This window comes from Pleurocapsa sp. CCALA 161 (genome assembly GCF_003003995.1).
GTDB lineage: Bacteria > Cyanobacteriota > Cyanobacteriia > Cyanobacteriales > Xenococcaceae > Waterburya.
The window spans coordinates 1-17,979 of the sequence record NZ_PVWF01000024.1 but is presented as its reverse complement, the minus strand read 5'-3'; the positions used below and the strand labels follow the sequence as shown (position 1 = coordinate 17,979).

Sequence of the window (17,979 nt, the reverse complement as noted above, 5' to 3'; positions counted from 1 at the left end):
TATGCCTCGCTAATAAACTTCAAAGTTTTAACTGGGTTTCTAGAATGTTGCTATAAGTTTCGTAAGGTTTGCTACCAAAGAAACTCTCTACCATTTCTCCATCGCGAAACACCAAGACTGCTGGAATACTTCTGATCCCATATTTTTTAGCATTATCTTTGTTCTCGTCAATATCAATTTTGACGACGGTAGCGCGATCGCCATACTCTGTAGCTAACTGATCCATTAGAGGGGCAACTACTTTACAAGGACCACACCAACTAGCCGTATAGTCAGCAACCACCAACTTTTCATCCGTCAGCAGCTGATTAAATTCACTTTCGTTGACATAATTTGCTTTGGCTTGGTCAGTCATTTTTATTTTTATTAACTAAGATAGATAGTTTGAACTATTTTTTTTAAAAGCTTTTAGCCTTTTATTGGTAATATCTTTACTAATATTAAACCTTCAAGTGAAGCAACAAATATATTCTTTAACGTTCTAGTCGTTCCAAATAGTGCGATCGCCGATTTTGTAGGTTGGTAGGTTGGGTTGAGGGACGAAACCCAACAAATCAAATTTAGAACTCCTAACTCTTAATACGTTCCCCCAATAAACCACCGCGCACACCAAAAGGGAATTAAAACGCCTAAAGCGATCCAATCGCGCCACCTCAGCTTCAATTGATGCCATTGAACCTTATGCTCGTTAGGACTAGTAAAACCGCGAACGTCCATTGCTGTGGCAATTTGTTCCGCTCTCAGCAATAAATTTTCGAGCAATTTTTCCGAAACAATTAACCACAGTTGAGCGCTACGACGCAACCCCAGTTTTTTCCAGTCGATCGCTCTAGTGCGAATTGAACGTACTAGATTCTGTACTTCTTCTAGCACCAAAGGAATAAAGCGCAAAGAAAGAGTCAAGGTTAAAGTAATTTCCGCAATGGGTAGATTTAAGCGACTCAAGGGACTCATGAGATCTTCTAAGCCTGCGGTAATCTCTTCAGGAGCAGTCGTTAGAAGATACAGGCTAGTACTATAAATTAACGTAAAAATAAGAGTTGAAATCTTGATGGCTATGTCTAAAGAACGACGAGTAATTGTCAGGCGGGGAATAAAACCAAATTTTGGTCGATCAAAGTAAACGTAGCGATAGTTACTGGCATTTGGTAACAAATTGCAGTCAGATGATAAGAATGCTGAAGTGTCAGGTGTATGATTAGTGGCTATTTGAGGATCAGCTTTTAAATCAGCACAAAAGGGTGGGATTCTCGGCTGATGTTCTACCGCCAAAGTATCGGGAGCAACGCTACCAAATAAAAATAAGAAGGTACATAATAACAACAACCAGCCGATTTGCTTACGCCAGACACGAAATGGAATTCCAGCAACAACAGTTAACAAGATTAATGACCCTGCCAAGATGATGCGCCACCAGGGATTAGCCAGTACAGGCGCAATTAAAAAAGTCATGAGCCAGGCTAATTTAACTCTGGGATCGACCTTGTGTAGCCAAGTTACGGGTTGTTCTAAATAAGAACCAATTGGAAGCGATCGCAATAAATCCATGTCTTTTGTCAGAGAAAAAATGAAAACTAGGGATTAATTTAATCACTGTTCATTGATCATCGATCACTGTTCACTGATTTCTCTGGCGACGAATCTCTCTAGTTGCTGCTTCATGCTCACTTAAAGTTTTGCTGAAGACGTGTGTACCATCATAACGTGCGACAAAGAAGAGGTAATTAGTATCTTCTGGGTTCAAGGTAGCTTTAAGACTCGCCAAACCAGGCGCAGCGATGGGAGTAGGGGTTAAGCCTTTATTCATATATGTGTTATAAGGAGAAGGAGTTCCTACTTGAGCATAGGTTAAAGGTTGATCTGCTGTCTGTCTGATCCCTAAGCCGTATTCTACCGTGGGGTCTGATTCTAGCTTAATTCCCTGAGCCAGCCTAGCGGTGAAAACTCCAGCAATTAAGGGACGCTCTTTGGCAATTACAGCTTCTTTCTCAACAATGCTGCTGAGAGTAACCCAATCTAACAAGCTCATATCTGGTTTTGCTGCTTCATAAACTGGCAAAGCTGTCTTTTCAAAACGAGTCAGCATAGTATTGATAATTGCTTGAGGATCGTTGGTCAAATCGCTAGATATTCTATAGGTATCGGGATATAAAAATCCTTCTAAGATTGGTAGACCTTGGGGAAGCCAAGGATATTTGTCGTAAGGTATGTTTTTAACCGCCTCGGCAAACTTGGCAGCGCTAAAGTAACCTTGAGATTCAAAGTATTTACCCATTTGCATGGTTGACCAACCTTCGGGAATGGTAAAGTTGACCTGCATGATTTTGCCATCCCAAATCTTGCCTGCAATATCAGTTAAAGATTCTTCGGGAGACAATTGATAAGTGCCAGCTTTAAAGCCACCAGCAGAGTCGCTGGCTTGCTTGAACTTAGTCCACAGCTTCCAAGCATTAACAGATTTGACTAAACCAGCATCAGCCAAGCGTTCACCAATCTCATTTCCTGAAACTCCAGGCTTAACAGTAAATTGAACTGGTTGTGGTTTGCCATTGCTGTTCGCCTCAACAGGAGCAATGGCACTTTTCCAGCCAACCCAACCCAAAAGAGCAGCCACGCCCAAAGCTATTGGGATAAGTTTGAGCGCCAAGCTTATGTTAGGTTTAGTGCGAGCAGTTTGCTTTTTACGCTTTTTTTGAGCAGTCATTTTAAATAGATCTAGCTAAGTTAAATCATTAATCATGGGCTTATAAAAATAAAGCTGGGTCTGATCTTACCCTGGTTTTTTAGAACTGTCTGTTTTCAATCTAATTGATGCCCATAAGATACTGCGGTATATCTGTGATGGAAGTTAAAAGTCATACTAAATCAGGTTCATATAAGTAACTTAAAAAATTGAGTAACGAGTAATGAGTAATAAGTATTAGTTATTAGTTATTCTGATTTCCTCACCAAATTTTTACGCAGAAATTAAACATTACTTTTGCCAAGCGGATTTAGTCTCAGAAGCTGTACAACAAATTTGCCAGCTTGTACTATTAGTTTAGTTTTTAGTTTCTATGTGAAATGACTATAGAACTGACCATTTTTTGCGAAAAACTACTCTTCCGACAACAATTCTTCTAAAATTGGCAGTAAGTTTTCTTGATCTGGAGAAACCAATTCCAAACGATTTTCTGCATCGTATCGCGCAAAAAACAACAGAGGAGTTAAAGGCGTATAAATCCCGTATTTCTGGTCGGCATGAAAAAAGTAACACAAAGACTGCAATTCTTCCTCGATTTCATCATCATCTTCGCCACTGTCGAGAGTTAAAACCTGCTCTTCTTCAATCGGGGGTAATTCTCCCGTAGCCGTCAAAGTATAGGCAGTGTGGTGTAAATAAAGATTTTGTTCGGCCAACACCGCTTTGGCGTTGTCAAAAATTTCGGCGATCGCCTCTTCGTCATCCAGTACCGCTGCTTCTAGTTCATCTTCGCTATCCTGATTAATCGTCATGATAATTACAGGAATATCAACAGGCACTAGTAACAAATAAGTCAGATGATCTACTTCCAAAGATTGTTCAATGTAGCAAGGAAGCGATCGCCCATCCTCGTCAACAATTGTCAGAGTTTCCTCGTCATATTGTTCGTTGTGGTTAAACTCAGATGATGGCATAGTTTTTAAGCTATAAAATTTTGCTAAATAATAAACTTTTCAATAGGCTCAAAGCCTCCTTAATCAGGCTGATTGATACGTTTATATTAGACTACAGAATACCATTTTTTCAGCAGTAAAAAACGAGTCGGTTAGAAAACAGGGCAGTAGTCAATTAACTCTGAACTCTTCTTCACTGTTTCCCCTGGTTAACTTTCTAATCCTGCTTGGGTTTATAAGTTGAAGCAATTTCCAGTTCTTTAAGCTGCTTCTTATCTACCGCAGCAGGGGCATTAGTTAAAGGACAGCTAGCCTGTTGGGTTTTGGGGAAAGCAATCACATCTCGAATTGATTCTTCTCCTGCCAGTAGCATTACCAGACGATCTAAGCCAAAGGCAATCCCTCCATGAGGAGGTGTGCCATACTCAAAAGCTTCCAGTAAGAAGCCAAATTTGTTATCGGCTTCCGCATCAGATAAACCAATTGCCTTGAACACCTCTTTTTGAAGATCTTTTTGATAGATTCTCAAGCTACCTCCGCCAATTTCAATTCCGTTATATACCAAGTCATAAGCCTGCGCTCTTGCGGTAGTTAAATCGGCTCGATCTTCAGCATAAGGCGCAGTAAAAGGATGGTGGAGTGCTTCGTAACGTTTCTCATCGGCATTCCATTCAAACATAGGAAATTCTGTCACCCAGATTAAATTAACCTGCTGGTTATCAATTAAGCCCATTTCTTGAGCAATAAATAAACGGAGACGATCTAAAGATTTATTGACAGTGGCGGTGTCTCCTGCACCAAATAAGAGTAAATGCCCTGGTTTTGCTCCAGTACGGCGCAATAACTCCTGTTTTTGCTCTTCATTCAAATTGTCTTTAATTGCGCCAATAGTGTCGATTTCGTTGTTTTCCCGCACGCGAATATAGGCAATCCCTTTTGCCCCTGCGGTCACGGCTTCATTAAAGATATCCCCCTTGGGTTTAATCCGCACATTAGAGATGGCATCATTGCCCCCAGGAATAGGTAATACTTTCACCTGCCCCCCACTGGCGATCGCCCCTGAAAAAACTTGGAAGCCAGAATCTTGCACAATATCAGAGACATCGACTAATTCCAACTCAAAGCGAGTATCAGGACGATCTGTACCGTAACGAGCCATCGATTCGGCATAAGTAATGCGGGGGAATGGTGTATTTAATTCAATCCCCTTAACCTTTTGAAAAATGTGGCTGATTAACCCTTCATTAAGTTCAATAATTTCATCTTGAGAGAGGAAACTCATTTCCATATCTAGCTGAGTAAACTCTGGCTGTCGATCGGCGCGTAAATCCTCATCACGGAAACAGCGAGCGATTTGATAATAGCGATCGCATCCCGATACCATTAAGAGTTGCTTAAATAACTGGGGGGACTGAGGCAAGGCATACCAATCTCCAGGATTGACCCTTGATGGCACAAGATAATCTCTCGCACCTTCAGGAGTTGAGCGAGTCAGAATCGGTGTTTCAACTTCCATAAAGTTTTGTTCATCTTCTAAGAAACGTCGCATTGCTTTAACTACCTGATGACGTAACTGAAGGTTTTTCGCCATGCGCTCGCGCCTTAAATCTAAATAACGATGTTTGAGGCGCAATTTTTCCCCAACAGTTTCCGTATCGGCAGTAGAAACCTGAAAAGGAAGTTGCTTGCTCACAGCGTTGAGGACTTCAATGGATTCAGCATAGATCTCCACTTGTCCTGTCGGTAGATGATCATTGAGTGATTCTGGGGGACGCTGGCTAACTCGCCCTACAATCTTGGCTACATATTCACTACGAAGCGATTCAGCATTAGCATAAGATTGGGGAGTACGTTGAGGATCGCTGACAATCTGGACTGTCCCAGTGCGATCGCGCAAGTCAATAAAAATAACTCCTCCGTGGTCACGACGACGATCTACCCAGCCAAAGATAGTAACAGTTTGATCTATATGTTCCGGTCGCAATTCGCCACAGTAATTTGTTCTCATGCCCAAGTAGCTAAAGTAATTAAGTAAAATACAGCGTCTCTAAGAGTAACAAAATCTGTCCCCCTCATGTTTATTTTTTAATCGCTTAAAGCGATCGCTGGCTCAATTTTTGTCCAGACTATACAGAAATAATGCTTTAGATACGAGACATCTAAAACAAAGCTACATACAATGGATTGAGTTTATTCATAGTTTTTCCAGAAATTGTGTATCATTAGCAATCGCATTTTCATATGTACTCAGTACTGATGATCTATTTCAGCAGCACTTTTCAGCAAGACACTACACGAGCTATCCTGCAAGCAATTAGAGCCGAATCTTATTGTACTTATGTTATTTCGTTTCTCCCCAAAAACAGAACCCAATTTAACCAATCTCAATCGAGCCAGCAATTTTAAATACTTATTTTCGCTCTCCGTTGTGGCAACATCCCTCTGCGTCGGATTTAAACCAGCTCATCTTAAAATAACCTCCAGTCCCGAAGCTTTATTGGTTTTGGGGGGGCATGAAGAGCGAGAACGATATGCAGCTCAATTAGCTCAACAACACCCCGATCTACCCATTTGGATTTCTTCTGGTAGTCCTCAAGCATATGCACAAGAGATCTTCCAGAATGCAGGAATTAAAAGCGATCGCCTTCATTTTGATTACAGAGCTAGCGATACTGTCACTAATTTTACGACTTTAGTGGATGAGCTGAAAACTCAGGGAATAGACAGCGTATATCTCATCACCTCAGAAAACCATATGCAACGAGCAAAAGTCATTGGCGACATAGTGCTGCGTAGTCGGGGAATTAATTTTCAACCCATCTCTGTGCCTTCAAAAAATCCACCTGAACCTATCGAAAAGACTGTGCGGGATGGAGTAAGAGCCTTTTTTTGGCTGATTACCGATTAGTAATTATTTGCGAAGCTTATCCTTTAGGACTGATTACTAATTTAGTATAAAAAAACTACAAAACGGCACATTAAGCTACTATAAGTCTGATCTGAATTAGCTATCTAAACACCATAGATGAATACTCCTGGTCACTATATTCTTAATCTAGCTTTACTAGGAAAGACAATTGCTCCTAAAGATCATTTAGCGATCGCAATCGGCGCAATTTTACCCGATCTGCCAATATTTGTTTTCTACTTTGTTGCCAAGTTTATCTATAAAATGCCTGAAGGCAAAATTTGGTCAGAGGCTTATTACGAACCTGTCTGGCAAAACACAGTGGCTTTGTTCCATTCGATTCCTGTGGCGCTGATCGGGGCTGCTATTTTTTATCGCCTTGACTATAAACCAGGGATAATTTTATGTGTTAGTTTAGTCTGTCATTCTTTATTGGATCTTCCCGTGCATCATGATGATGCTCATCGACACTTTTTTCCTTTGAGCAACTACCGTTTCATCAGTCCCTTTTCTTACTGGGATGTTAATCACCACGGCAGAATCGTTGCTTTTATTGAGATGGCATTAGTATTAGGAGTAAATCCGCTGGTGCTGAGTTGGCTGCATTCCTCCTGGACACAAGGAATTGTAATTGCGATCGATTTATTTTATCTATTTGGCTATTTCCGTTTTTATCTATCCACAGGATAACAATTACTGATTACTGGTTATCTCGATTTACCCAAAATGACGGGCATAAATACTCAAAATAATGACTGGTAGACAATACCATAAATGTTGGTATTTGTTATTCTGATTGACAACGCACACTCTACAATGTGTTGCTCACTGTTCATTGCTCACTGTTCATTGCTCACTGTTCATTGCTCATTGCTCATTGTTCATTGCTCATTGCTCATTGCTCACTGTTCATTGCTCATTGCTCATTGTTCATTGCTCATTGCTCATTGCTCACTGCTCATTGCTCATTGCTCATTGCTCATTGCTCATTGCCCATGCTTGCTCCTTGGCGATCGCCACTTTCTAGTGCTATTCACCGCAACCGTTCTAAACCCTATTCTCGTTATTTTCAGTTAGCTACCGTTAACTCAGCAGGCTATCCTGCTAATCGTACTGTGGTTTTTCGAGGCTTTTTCGATGACGAACAAAATCGGCTGAAAATAATTACTGATGCTCGTAGTGCCAAAATTCAAGACATTGAGCATCAACCCTTAGCTGAAGTTTGTTGGTATTTTACGAAAACTCGCGAACAGTTTAGGATCTTAGGGAAGCTTCAATTAATTACTGTGGCAGAAACTGATCTTAATTTACAAAAAGCACGGAAAATAACTTGGTATGAACTTTCTGACTCAGCGCGATCGCAATTTACTTGGCCAGATCCTGCTCAACCCATGTCAGATAAATCGGCATTTGAACTAGAGCCTCCAGACGCTAATGATCCTCTGGCTAATTTTTGTTTATTACTATTAACTCCCGAAAGAGTCGATCATCTCCAACTAAAAGGCGATCCTCAACAACGTTGCTTATATACTCTGCAAGCCGAGCAAACTTGGACACATCAAACAGTTAATCCTTAAATGTACTCAGCAAATTATAGCGATTGTCTTGATTGTCAAATTATCAATCTATTTGAATAATGCCCACCAATTCTGTCAGTATCAGTAATCAGTTCTCATGAAAGCAATCGGCACGTTAGGGGAACAGTTAGTAGCTCGCTGGCTACAACTTAGGAACTACGAGCTACTAGAATATAATTGGCGTTGTCGCTGGGGAGAAATTGATTTAGTTGCTCAAGATCCGACTGGGGCGATCGCTTTTGTTGAGGTTAAAACCCGCAGTGCTTATAATTGGGATGTCGATGGTTTGCTGTCGATCAATGCTACTAAACAGCAAAAGTTAATTCAAACTGCATCTCTGTTCTTAAGTAAACATCCTGACTTGGCTGAATTACCCTGTCGCTTTGATGTGGGACTAGTGAGTTATCAATCCTGTAACGCTACAGCAAAAGCTAATTTTAATTTTGACCAAATTAATCATTTGAAAATTGGTCAAGCAATTATAGTTGAGCGCCATCAGCTAACCCTTAAAGATTATTTAAAGGCAGCTTTTGATTGATTTTTCATTATTGCTATTGTTCTCAACTTATTTCTGAAAATAAAGCGGAATAATTTTGCGATCCCCACAAGATTCTGGTTTTAAAGCGGCTTGAATTGAGTAATCATAGTTTTTTTCAGGATGGAAATAAGAACTGTAGGCAAACACATATTTCAAAGCGACAATCGGCTCTCTTTTGACATTTTTGCCAATATGTTTACTGATCAAACAAACTTTTTCGTCAGGCAGGATTTTACTCAAAAATTGTTGCTTAACCCCAGAATTGACGTATTGATCCTCAGTTATTAACGATGGTTTGACATAGAAACCTTGAGTCTTGACCAAGACAATCGTGAGAAAAATAACGTAGACTAAACCCATATATTTGGGTTGCAACCATTTTGCCAATAGCTTGTTTTTGGGTAAGGCAATCAAAGACAGATTGAGAGATACCAGAGAAATCATCCAGTACATGAAGTATCTCAATTCGTGGGATTGGGGAAAGTTAAGCGGAGGGAGAGACATGGCGATCGCTGTTAACAAGGCTAACTTTGCTGATTGAGAGCGATCGCTTTTAGGCACAGATTTGTTTTGAATTAATTCGCGTACGAAAAATCCTAGCAGTAGCAAAAAATTAAACAATACATATGCGCCAAAGAAACCTCCCCGACGATTACGTTCCACCTCGTCACTCCACTGATCGGCAGTCCAGGCTATTGGGGTATTAATGTCTAACACTGATTTAAGCCAATTAAGCTGACGATTACCCTCTTCATAGGCTTCAGGACTAAGTTTGTGGTTGAGTACTTTTCCTGCTATCTGTATTTTGATCGGATAGAGGGGGTTACCATATAAAACTGTATTTTTAATCGGGCTGGCAAAAATAATGACGCTGGCGAGTAAAGCAACGGTTACTATTTTAATTAACTGTTTAACAGCTACTTGGTGTCGTCGCCATAGCCAACAGAGCCTAATCCCTGTGATAATTAGGATGACAAAGACCAAAGGCTGTAGCTGGGTTTTAGTATTGACGGCGATCGCCGCTCCTAAAAAAGCAACAAACAGTTCACTCTTTGTGGGTAACTGCTGATTTTGATAAAAGCGATAGCTCATCATTACCAGAATTGAGGTGCCGATGTTGCCCAGTAAATCGACAAAGCTAGTACTAGCATGGGTAAGAACTAAGGGAATTGAAAATAAGGCGATCGCCGAAAGGTAAAGAGGAACTCGAAAGAATTTTTTGAGAAAGAATAAGTAGCCAATTACCGACAGAAAACTGACTAGGTTAGTTGACTGCATCCTTCCAGTAATGCGCCAGAAAAAACCCTGAAGGAAGTGGGCTAATAGAGGAAAACCGTCAAAGCGTGGCTCAAACCATTTCTCGTCCCCGATAAACATCGATCTGGGCAAAATCCCCCAAATTCTGCCAGCAAAAGGAATATGATACCAGCCAGGATCGTAGTTGTTATCAACATCTAAGACTGCCTTGAGCAAGATTGCGACGATTAAAACCAAGGCAACGCCAGATAAAATTATCTCTAGCCCTATTCGGTGCTGTTTTGATCGTTCTTTAGTGGCAAGATTCAACATTAAGAATAAACAATAACTATTAATACTAATTAATTTTTAATTTTGTTTAGAAGAGAAAAGGGAAAATCGCTCCACAAAGGAAACTACAGCGAACACCGCGAGCATAATGACCACCGCCACCACGTAGAGAAAACGCTGCATCAGCGAAAATTGAACAGCAGCTTGTCCTGGCACATCAAACAGTTCGAGTAGACCAATCCAGCTAAACTCCATAAAGCCTAAGTTGGCTGGAGTAAAACTAAGTAGCATGGCTAACTGAACAATCGGCGTAACAAAGAAAACCGCCCATAATTTAATTTTAAAACCACCAGCGATCGCAATCAACAGTCCTCGAACAATCCAAACTATATAACGAACAACTGAAATCCAATATAAATAAAGGGTAAATTCTTTACCTAAAATTGAGTCGCTACTGCTACCTATTTCTAGTTGGGCAGATTTATTTTTACCCGACTTTAACTGCTTGAACCAAGTTAAAGTTTTAATCAACCAAGATATCAAACGACGATGCCATTTATTAATAATAAAGTGGGTAGCAATAATAAACGTAATGGACAAAAAAACCGCTACCGACAAAGAAATGTATTGCAATACATAAAGTATTGAAGCAGGAAATAGCAGTAGCGGAATCAGCATATTAAAAAACTGATCGTAAATGATTGACAAAAAACCACGAGAAAAAGAACTGATTTTATGCGCCCGTAGAGCGAAGTTCTGCACAATGACCATACCCACGTATTGGGGCATGAACTGCATAGTCAAAGAGCCTAAGGTCGTATAAAACAGATAAAATTTTAACGGCTGTTGATTGTCGGGAGTTAGCTTTTGTGTAACCAGCGCCCACTTGTAGGCGGTAAAAACTGTATGGATAATTAGAGTACTAATAGCTAATCCAGCAAATAAAGGATTTAAGCTATAAAAAGTAGCAACAACTTCGTTTAAATCAACCTCAGTAAAACGTAAAATTAGCCAAACTAAGAAAATCCCTAAAGCTAGAGATAAAACACTAGAAATAATATTCTTTTTATTCAGCATTTCCTCTTATACGTTTTAGATGTGAAATAATTATTATTAAGTATCAAAATCAATCTCTCCACGAACCATTATTTTCCTTGATTAGAGACTACTTACTTGGCTTGGCAAATTATTATATCCCCACTTAGAAAGCAAATCTAACTGGAGTAAATCAGAAATTTTTGCTACTTCTGGTTGATATTGTTGTTTTAACTGTAGTTTAATTGCTTCTGACATAGTTGCTTTGGGTGCTTGATGCCAGAGAAGTTTTTCGACAATCTTATCTCGCACAAAATCATTAAATTCTTGAGAAAGTAAGTTCTTAAAAATACTTTTTGCCACAGGATTATTAATTAAATTATTAATAGTTTTAAACTTAACTTCTTTATTGACGTTAATCGCTGCATATTCTGGGGTAAAGTTGGGTTGCACACCTAAAAATTCTAAGATCTCGCGAAAAATGCGCTCGTTTGCTGACTTAAATTCTTCAAAAAGAATTACTTTAATTTGCTCTGGTTTAAAGCGATCGCGGTAACGTTTTACCTGCTGATAATACTGTACTCGTTGTGAGTAATATAAATAGCTAGGACTGGTAACCCTTGGACTGAGAGCTTCTTCTTGTTGGCGCTTGGTTTCTAATGCCAAAGCTGTGAGAAAGTCGGGCTCATTTTCTTCTGTAAACTTAACGTAATGGCTATGGAGAGAATAGAGGAACTGGGCAGGTTCTCGCAGCACTATAATGATTTTTGCATCAGGATTGAAATTATGAATTTTTTCTGCTGCTACTTGAGAATAAAGATAATTAGTGGAAGATTCTCCCGCAATTTTGACGTTTTTCGCCTTGCTAAATAGCTGGAGATATGCCGACTCACTTCTAAAGTCATAAAAACGCTGTTTGCCATAGGCGCGATCGCTTTCTAAATGAAAATCAGCACAAAAAAAATGTGGCTCTTTGATGCTCGACATATATATTTCGGGATGCTGTCCCAAAAACTGATGTAAAGCTGTTGTTCCTGATTTTGGTTGCCCGACAATAAATAAATTAGGCTTCATAAAGATTATGCTTAATACCTCGGCATAAGCTTATAGCTTATGATTAATAACTAATAATTTACCCTTGTGTCTGTAATTTTGCTTTCAGACGAGCCGAAATACGCTCTTGAATTCGCGAATCTTGCCAGTATCTCCACCAACCTGTAGGACCTAGCAAAACAAACTCTAGGGCTAGTTTTACTAAATTGGTCGACTCCCCATGAACTATTGCTGCCAAGGTTGTATTGACCTCGGTGGAAAACAAAGCCACCCTGTTAACTTCTCGATTGGATTTAAGAGCGTGTTTATCCACCACCGAGCGCATCTGTTGGCGAAACTCAGCGACGCTTGAACTGCGACGAATTGTCTGCGAATCACCATGTACTCGAAAGGCTGCTAAAGGTTTAGGGATATAACAGGTGTTCCCTAAAGCAGCTAGCTTAAGCCAAAAGTCCCAGTCTGCGGTATACCAAAGTCGATCATTTAACCCCCCTATTTCTATTGCAGCAGAGCGTTTAAACACAGGGGCAGGAATAGCTACAAAGTTTTGGATGATTAGCTTTTGGCTCATTTCCTCGGCGGAGATAATCCGTCGTTTATTTGCCAAAGGACAACTCCATATACCTAATGGTCTACCCTGCTCGTCTATAAATACCGAGTCGTGGAGATATAGACTAGCTTGAGGATAGGCAGCGATCGCTTTTTTGATCTGCTCTAATCTTCCTTCTATCCATAAATCGTCCTGATGCAGGAAACAGGCATATTCTCCCCCAGCCACCGTCAAAGCATGATTAGTATTGACAACCCAGTTACCAGCTCGTGCTTTAGTAATTAACTTAATGTTAAGTTGGTTCTGAAAACTTTCGACAATGGTCAGGGTATTGTCTGTCGAACCATCATCAATTACCACGCATTCAAGCCGATCATCTTGCTGCACCACCACAGAATTTAAAGCTGCGGTTAAATATTTACTACCATTGTAGGTAGGTATTATGACCGATAACCAAGGTTGCTTACTCATCGTTTTAGACCCAAAATACTGAGAAAGAAGCTGGAAAAAATCGCTTGAATGCCTAATGCCAAACAGGTAACTCCAGGAATGACTATTGGCATAGTTTCTGTGGGATTGAGAGAGCCAAAATCATGCTGTCCCCAAATACCAAAAGCATAGATCGAAGCTGCCATCCCCACAACCAGCAGTACTGTTCCCGCAATCAAGCCTGTTTCTAAATTTAAATAGTTAAACAGTTTATTTAAACGTTTATCTTCTGGTAATAAACCTTCGCTGATACCAAACACTTTAGTAAACAGGGCAAACATAACAATCTGAAAACCTATTGTCATGGCGGTGGAAGAATATAGCAAGCTGTGTACTTTAGGGCTGGGCAATAAAGATAGTGTTGCCAATAATCCACCCAGAATTAAAAAGATACCAGGATAGAAAAATAGCCAACGAGGACTATACATCAATAAGAAACGTAGGTGTCTCCAACCATCACGCCAAGTATTGAGGTGAGGAGGGCGACTGCGACCATCAGGAGAAAGGGTTGTAGGCACTTCAGTGATCTGCATTTTGTGCAGGGTAGCTTTGACCACCATCTCACTAGCAAACTCCATGCCTGTAGTCTGCAACTGCAAATTAGTAATTGCATCCTTACGAAAGCCTCTTAATCCACAGTGAAAATCATTGCAGGGACTACCAAATAATAGTTTACCAATGCCAGTCAATACAGGATTACCTAAATAACGGTGAAGAAAAGGCATTGCTCCCGATTCGATCCCGCCACGGAAACGATTCCCCATGACTAAATCATAGCCACTGCGTAATTTGACCATGAAGGGATTGAGATTACTAAAATCATAGCTATCATCCGCATCACCCATGATAATGTATTGCCCACGAGCAGCAGCCACTCCACCTTTGAGCGCACTACCATAACCCTTAGCAGGTACATCTACTACTCTAGCACCAAGTCTTTTGGCTATTGCTTGAGAACCATCATCACTACCGTTGTCGGCAATAATTACTTCTCCTGCTAGATCGTTCTCAGTGATGAACCACTGAGCCTTGCGGATACAGGTTTCTAAAGTTTCTGCCTCATTTAGGCAAGGCATAATGATTGATACTTCGAGCGCGCTAGTCTGTTCTGTACGCTCAAAACTGGTACTCACTGGTGTTTCTCTAGCCCTGATGTTGCCCAACATAGTTAATCCTCTCTTGATGATTACTCAAAGGTCTTAGACCTGGTTTTACGGTTTTTTGCTTACAGATACTCTCTGGTTCAATGCGCTTGAATTAATAGCTAAACTGAAAAAAATAAAATATGAGATAACTAGCAACTTAGTCGAAGCAATGAACTCTAATACCTATTGACCAAACTTTGTATTCAGTAAGCTTCACAGCCATAAGCTTTGGTTTTCTTACAATCTTTTTTACAATTTCATGACTATTTTTAATTAAAAAAAAATAGCTTCTGTAATCGACTTCTTTACTTTTTGACCAGGTTATAACCATGGCTTTGTACAACCAGGGATATCGCTTGGACAATATTGTTTTCAATAAAAATAAGTTAGAAATAGACAAGAAGAAAAAAGTTTAATAGTGATTAAGCTTATGTTAATAAAGTAGCTAATTTGTGTAAAAGTCTGGTGAACGAAAACCCGTTTAGTAGTAAAGTTTTAGCTGGTCTAGAGGTTATTAGAAATAATTAGCAACAAATATACTGTCAAACAGTTCGAAAAGCTATGATACTGAAGAGTAGCATCATAAATTTCAGTCTTTGAGCGCTTTAATTTCCAGGCACATGCAAAAAGCAATCACCTTTGGGCTCATCATCACGATCGCAATTTTAACTTTAGTTTCCGCAGCAGTACATTTGCTCACTGAGTCTTGGTGGTTTGAAACGGTGGGGTTGGGAACGGTTTTTTGGCAGCGAATCGCTTGGCAGGTGAGCATTTGGCTGGCTACATTCGCCATCTATAGTGTTTTTTTGGGTCTTAATTACTGGTTGGCGTTACGTCTGACAGGCGATCGCCGTTTTCGTTTTTTAGAATCGAGCGAATTTGAGCCTTATACTCATAAAATTGCTAATTATCTCATTGCTATAGTCATTTTCCTTACTTCTCTAAGTGTAGCGAATCTTAGTGCTGTATCCTGGGAGTTATTTCCGCGATTTATTAACACCACTGAGTTTAAACGTCTCGATCCGATCTACCAAAAAGATCTGGGTTTCTATATCTTTCGCTTACCTCTATTAGATAACGTAGAAAACTGGTGGTTAACCCTTTTAATTGCAGGATTAGTTTTATCCATTCTAGTGTATGTTTTTAAGGGCATTCTGCGCTTTGACTGGCAGTGGAAAAACCTCGTCATTGAACAGCAATGGCAAAAATTAATTACCAAACCTATCAAAGTTCATCTTAGTTTGCTACTGGCAGCGATCGCTTTAGATATTGCTGTAGATTTTTGGTTGGAACGTTACGAACTGCTCTATTCTTCTCAAGGAGTAGTCTGGGGAGCAGACTATACCGATACCCATGCCCGTCTCTTTGCCTTCTGGGTGATGATTTTTGCTTCCATCTTGCTAGGGATCTGGCTCATTGCTGCTACCTGGTCAAATAGTTTGCTCCGTCCTGTTTATGGCATCGGCGTTTATGTCTTAATTCTCATCGCAGTCAATGGAACTTATCCTGTGTTGCAGCAGCGTTTTATCGTCGAACCCAACGAACTAGCCAAGGAAACTCCCTATATTAAACACAATATTGAGTTTACACGACAGGCTTACGATTTAGAAAAAATAAATAATCAAAATTATCAACTTGCCTCTTTAGCCAATGCCAATGCCAATGTCTTAAGCGAAAACAAAGCTACCATCGACAATATTCGTCTTTGGGATGATCGCCCACTGTTGAGTACTTATCGACAGCTACAAGAAATCCGTTTTTACTATCGGTTTAATGACGTTGATGTCGATCGCTATTCTCTAAACGGTGATTATCGTCAGGTGATGCTGTCTGCTAGAGAATTCGACTATACTCAAGTTCCCTCTTCGGCAAAAACTTGGGTCAACCAAAGACTTAAATATACCCATGGCTATGGCTTGGTAATGAATCCTGTCAATGAAGTAACTGCCGACGGCTTACCCGTACTGTTTGTCAAAAATATTCCCCCTATATCCCAAACCGATTTAAAAATTCAAGAACCTAGGATTTATTATGGCGAACTAACTCAAGATTATGTCTATACAGGCATGGATACCTTTGAGTTTGATTATCCCCGTGGCGATGAAAATGCCTTTATTAAATACGATGGCTTGGGGGGAGTACCGTTAGGTAACTGGTGGCGCAGATTAGCCTATGCCTATGAACAGGGTAGTCTAAAAATTTTGATATCTAACTACTTTACTCCTAATTCCCGCATCCATTACTATCGGCAAATTAGTGAACGAGTGCGTCACGCTGCACCTTTTCTTAAATACGATAACGATCCTTATTTAGTAGTGGTTGACGGCAGACTAAAGTGGATTATTGATGCCTATACTACCAGCGATCGCTATCCTTATGCTGAAGCGGTGGCACACGAACAAAAAACCGAACTAATTACAGATCAGCAGACTAACTATATTCGTAACCCTGTAAAAGTTGTCGTAGATGCCAAGGATGGCACGATGCAATTCTATGTAGTGGATGAAAATGAACCTGTCTTAGCAACTTACCGCAAGATCTTTCCCCAACTATTTAAAAGTACCGCCAGTATTCCGCCCGAAATTCAAGCTCACTTCCGCTACCCCCAAGATTTATTTGAAATCCAAGCCAAGATGTACTTAAGCTATCACGTCGAAGATCCGCAGGTGTTTTACAACCGTGAAGACGACTGGCGATTTGCTACCGAACTTGATGGCGATCAACAACAGCAAGTTGAACCCGATTATTTGATTATGAAGCTACCAGGGGAAAAGAGCGAAGAATTTGTCTTAATTTTGCCCTTTACTCCCGTCAACCGCGACAACATGATTGCTTGGATGGCTGCCCGTTCAGATGGTGCTAATTACGGTAAACTGAACGTCTATGAATTTCCCAAACAAGAACTAGTGTATGGTCCCTTTCAAATCGAAGCCAGAATCGATCAAGCTCCAGAAATAGCCGAACAAATAACTCTCTGGAGTCAACGAGGTTCAAAAGTAATTCGTGGTGACATCCTCGTCATTCCCATCGACGGTTCATTGCTCTATGTCCAACCCCTTTATCTCAGTGCCGAACAGGGAGAATTACCCGAACTTACCCGCGTCATCGTCGCCTATGACACGGAAATAGTCATGACTCCCAGCTTAGAGCAATCTCTTGCTGGGATATTCGATCAAATTCCGCCTGGATTAACCGACTCAAATCTTCCAGCGATCGATTCTGCCTCTGGAGAATCGGCATTAAAAATTTATCAGCAGGCTCAACAAGCTTTACAAAAAGGAGATTGGGTCAACTATGGTCGTTATCAACAACAGTTGCAAGATATTTTGCGAGAATTAGACTAGTTTGGTATCAGAAGTCAGAAATCAGAAGTCAGAAGCATTTAACTGTGAGGCTTTGACAATTTACGAATGGGGGCTGTATTTGCGCCCACGTCTACTATAACAACGTGAGTTCGACGAAAAAATTAGAAACAAAGAAAGGCTGAGATGTAAACTCAGAATAAGCAAAAATACTGAGTA

The 17,979-nt window shown here is 40.3% G+C and carries 15 protein-coding genes; 5 read left to right on the top strand and 10 right to left on the bottom strand.

Annotation, left to right across the window (positions count from 1 at the left end):
* Positions 1–19: 19 nt before the first annotated feature.
* From trxA to aspS, 5 genes are all read right to left on the bottom strand, one after another.
* The gene (gene trxA, locus C7B62_RS07855) at positions 20–355 is read right to left on the bottom strand and encodes a thioredoxin (RefSeq protein ID WP_106234432.1); all 336 of its coding nucleotides are present in this window, start codon (positions 353–355) and stop codon (positions 20–22) included.
* Between the two features lie 221 nt (positions 356–576).
* Positions 577–1,548 carry an energy-coupling factor transporter transmembrane protein EcfT gene (locus C7B62_RS07850; protein WP_106234429.1) on the bottom strand — a complete coding sequence of 324 codons (972 nt, stop codon included), beginning with the start codon at positions 1,546–1,548 and terminating at the stop codon, positions 577–579.
* 70 nt (positions 1,549–1,618) lie between these two features.
* Positions 1,619–2,704: an endolytic transglycosylase MltG gene (mltG, locus tag C7B62_RS07845; RefSeq protein WP_106234427.1), complete on the bottom strand. Its 1,086-nt coding sequence runs from the start codon at positions 2,702–2,704 to the stop codon at positions 1,619–1,621.
* Between the two features lie 392 nt (positions 2,705–3,096).
* Positions 3,097–3,657 (bottom strand): DUF3727 domain-containing protein, encoded by a 561-nt coding sequence (locus C7B62_RS07840; RefSeq protein ID WP_106234425.1) that lies wholly within the window; start codon positions 3,655–3,657, stop codon positions 3,097–3,099.
* Between the two features lie 196 nt (positions 3,658–3,853).
* A complete protein-coding gene (gene aspS, locus C7B62_RS07835; RefSeq protein ID WP_106234423.1) occupies positions 3,854–5,644 on the bottom strand; it encodes an aspartate--tRNA ligase in 1,791 nt (596 codons plus the stop codon).
* A 330-nt stretch (positions 5,645–5,974) separates the two neighbouring features.
* Between aspS and C7B62_RS07830 the strand changes: the two genes are divergently transcribed.
* The 4 genes from C7B62_RS07830 (at position 5,975) to C7B62_RS07810 (ending at position 8,659) form a co-directional block, all read left to right on the top strand.
* A complete protein-coding gene (locus tag C7B62_RS07830; RefSeq protein ID WP_106234420.1) occupies positions 5,975–6,544 on the top strand; it encodes a YdcF family protein in 570 nt (189 codons plus the stop codon).
* Between the two features lie 117 nt (positions 6,545–6,661).
* Positions 6,662–7,234, top strand: coding sequence for a hypothetical protein (locus tag C7B62_RS07825; protein ID WP_106234418.1), 573 nt, complete (start codon positions 6,662–6,664; stop codon positions 7,232–7,234).
* A 305-nt stretch (positions 7,235–7,539) separates the two neighbouring features.
* The gene (locus tag C7B62_RS07815) at positions 7,540–8,121 is read left to right on the top strand and encodes an Npun_F5749 family FMN-dependent PPOX-type flavoprotein (RefSeq protein WP_106234413.1); all 582 of its coding nucleotides are present in this window, start codon (positions 7,540–7,542) and stop codon (positions 8,119–8,121) included.
* A gap of 97 nt (positions 8,122–8,218) precedes the next feature.
* The gene (locus C7B62_RS07810; RefSeq protein ID WP_106234410.1) at positions 8,219–8,659 is read left to right on the top strand and encodes a YraN family protein; all 441 of its coding nucleotides are present in this window, start codon (positions 8,219–8,221) and stop codon (positions 8,657–8,659) included.
* Between the two features lie 27 nt (positions 8,660–8,686).
* Here C7B62_RS07810 and C7B62_RS07805 read toward each other — a convergent pair whose 3' ends face one another.
* From C7B62_RS07805 to C7B62_RS07785, 5 genes are all read right to left on the bottom strand, one after another.
* Positions 8,687–10,228, bottom strand: coding sequence for a hypothetical protein (locus C7B62_RS07805; protein ID WP_106234408.1), 1,542 nt, complete (start codon positions 10,226–10,228; stop codon positions 8,687–8,689).
* A gap of 36 nt (positions 10,229–10,264) precedes the next feature.
* Positions 10,265–11,263, bottom strand: coding sequence for a lysylphosphatidylglycerol synthase transmembrane domain-containing protein (locus C7B62_RS07800; RefSeq protein WP_106234406.1), 999 nt, complete (start codon positions 11,261–11,263; stop codon positions 10,265–10,267).
* A gap of 81 nt (positions 11,264–11,344) precedes the next feature.
* Positions 11,345–12,295, bottom strand: coding sequence for a sulfotransferase (locus C7B62_RS07795; protein ID WP_106234403.1), 951 nt, complete (start codon positions 12,293–12,295; stop codon positions 11,345–11,347).
* Between the two features lie 58 nt (positions 12,296–12,353).
* On the bottom strand, positions 12,354–13,295 hold the full coding sequence (locus C7B62_RS07790) for a glycosyltransferase (protein ID WP_106234401.1): 942 nt from the start codon (positions 13,293–13,295) through the stop codon (positions 12,354–12,356).
* Positions 13,292–14,479 carry a glycosyltransferase family 2 protein gene (locus tag C7B62_RS07785; protein ID WP_106234398.1) on the bottom strand — a complete coding sequence of 396 codons (1,188 nt, stop codon included), beginning with the start codon at positions 14,477–14,479 and terminating at the stop codon, positions 13,292–13,294. The genes C7B62_RS07790 and C7B62_RS07785 overlap by 4 nt, the downstream gene beginning before the upstream one ends.
* Before the next feature lie 599 nt (positions 14,480–15,078).
* On the opposite strand from C7B62_RS07785, the gene C7B62_RS07780 reads away from it, so the two are divergent.
* Positions 15,079–17,802 carry a UPF0182 family protein gene (locus tag C7B62_RS07780; RefSeq protein WP_106234395.1) on the top strand — a complete coding sequence of 908 codons (2,724 nt, stop codon included), beginning with the start codon at positions 15,079–15,081 and terminating at the stop codon, positions 17,800–17,802.
* The last annotated feature ends 177 nt before the right edge of the window (positions 17,803–17,979 follow it).

Coding starts and splice junctions, on each gene's coding strand:
- trxA (WP_106234432.1), bottom strand. CDS start 355: ATGACTGACCAAGCCAAAGCAAATTATGTCAACGAAAGTGAATTTAAT.
- C7B62_RS07850 (WP_106234429.1), bottom strand. CDS start 1,548: ATGGATTTATTGCGATCGCTTCCAATTGGTTCTTATTTAGAACAACCC.
- mltG (WP_106234427.1), bottom strand. CDS start 2,704: ATGACTGCTCAAAAAAAGCGTAAAAAGCAAACTGCTCGCACTAAACCT.
- C7B62_RS07840 (WP_106234425.1), bottom strand. CDS start 3,657: ATGCCATCATCTGAGTTTAACCACAACGAACAATATGACGAGGAAACT.
- aspS (WP_106234423.1), bottom strand. CDS start 5,644: ATGAGAACAAATTACTGTGGCGAATTGCGACCGGAACATATAGATCAA.
- C7B62_RS07830 (WP_106234420.1), top strand. CDS start 5,975: ATGTTATTTCGTTTCTCCCCAAAAACAGAACCCAATTTAACCAATCTC.
- C7B62_RS07825 (WP_106234418.1), top strand. CDS start 6,662: ATGAATACTCCTGGTCACTATATTCTTAATCTAGCTTTACTAGGAAAG.
- C7B62_RS07815 (WP_106234413.1), top strand. CDS start 7,540: ATGCTTGCTCCTTGGCGATCGCCACTTTCTAGTGCTATTCACCGCAAC.
- C7B62_RS07810 (WP_106234410.1), top strand. CDS start 8,219: ATGAAAGCAATCGGCACGTTAGGGGAACAGTTAGTAGCTCGCTGGCTA.
- C7B62_RS07805 (WP_106234408.1), bottom strand. CDS start 10,228: ATGTTGAATCTTGCCACTAAAGAACGATCAAAACAGCACCGAATAGGG.
- C7B62_RS07800 (WP_106234406.1), bottom strand. CDS start 11,263: ATGCTGAATAAAAAGAATATTATTTCTAGTGTTTTATCTCTAGCTTTA.
- C7B62_RS07795 (WP_106234403.1), bottom strand. CDS start 12,295: ATGAAGCCTAATTTATTTATTGTCGGGCAACCAAAATCAGGAACAACA.
- C7B62_RS07790 (WP_106234401.1), bottom strand. CDS start 13,295: ATGAGTAAGCAACCTTGGTTATCGGTCATAATACCTACCTACAATGGT.
- C7B62_RS07785 (WP_106234398.1), bottom strand. CDS start 14,479: ATGTTGGGCAACATCAGGGCTAGAGAAACACCAGTGAGTACCAGTTTT.
- C7B62_RS07780 (WP_106234395.1), top strand. CDS start 15,079: ATGCAAAAAGCAATCACCTTTGGGCTCATCATCACGATCGCAATTTTA.